This window comes from Oleiphilus sp. HI0043, from assembly GCF_001634935.1.
Genome location: NZ_LWEY01001693.1, coordinates 1 through 999, shown reverse-complemented (window position 1 = coordinate 999; position 999 = coordinate 1). Strand labels below are relative to the sequence as shown.

Annotated in this window: 2 pseudogenes; both read right to left on the bottom strand. The window is 43.7% G+C overall.

Going from position 1 to position 999, the window contains the following annotated elements:
- Positions 1–220: pseudogene (gene metX, locus A3729_RS25850) on the bottom strand (homoserine O-acetyltransferase); the annotation flags it as partial.
- Positions 221–278: 58 nt separating this feature from the next.
- Positions 279–999 (bottom strand): annotated as a pseudogene (locus A3729_RS33460) (GTPase); the annotation flags it as partial.

Genomic DNA, 999 nt, shown 5'->3' with positions numbered 1-999 from the left:
GATGATCGCCGCTCAAGGCATGGCAGATCAATATTGCGTTAGTTCTGTTTTCGTTCAGCTCGCCGTAAGTTTCATAGACAAGCTCATATTGTTGCAGCGTCTTGCCACTGATCAGATTTAGCGCTTGGTCAAAATGTGCAACTTTCGGCTCAACGATACCTACAGAGTGCATCGCTTGCGCGTTAGAAGTGTTTGGTGAGGAACTGGCAGTTTCAGGCATGCGTTGGATTAGGGCTCTTTATGATGCGTATCAAGAAAAGCGGAGTGTAAACGGCCCTCTAGCGAATGGCAATATCCTGAATACTAATCACATTGCTTGGCGGCGGTGTACTCAGGCTCTGATGTATTTGCTCAACTTCGCTAATTTGCTGATGCGTTCTATCGATCAGTTCTTTCAATTTAGCCTGCTGAACCTTTTTGTCCTTACTCGAACTCGCTAAATTCCTTAAGTGGCTCACACGCTCTTCGAGCATGGTTTTTTGCTCATGAGTATATTGAATAAGCGGTAATAAAGCCTCTTCTGGCCACTGCTTGGCTTGTTTAATAATTTGCAGCTGGATCAGACGCATCTCTGCAGCAAAGGTATTAAAAAAGTGATTTATCAGCACCGATTGTTCCGTCATAAACATTTTAGGTCGTCGACAGAACTTCACCAACTTTGCTTTCAAAGCCTCTAGCGCTTTGCGCTGCTCACCAATTGTAAACTTTCTTGGTTTAAGGTACTTGGCATGAACGTCCGACTTGAAGCGCTTATAAATTGCATGAACCATTTTGTCGGCAATTTTTGCTTCACTCTCGACATTATCGAGTTCTTTATCCATCTTATCGAAAAATTTATTCATCGAGTGAACCAAGCCAACGGTGCTCCAACAATCTTGCATATCACGCTTGGTATGTTTGAGCACTTCTTTCAAGCGCTCTTCACTAACCAATTGCTGCAATACTTCTCCTTGCGACTCCATCAAACGTCGACTAGAGCGTAAAGTGATCAGTTTGCGG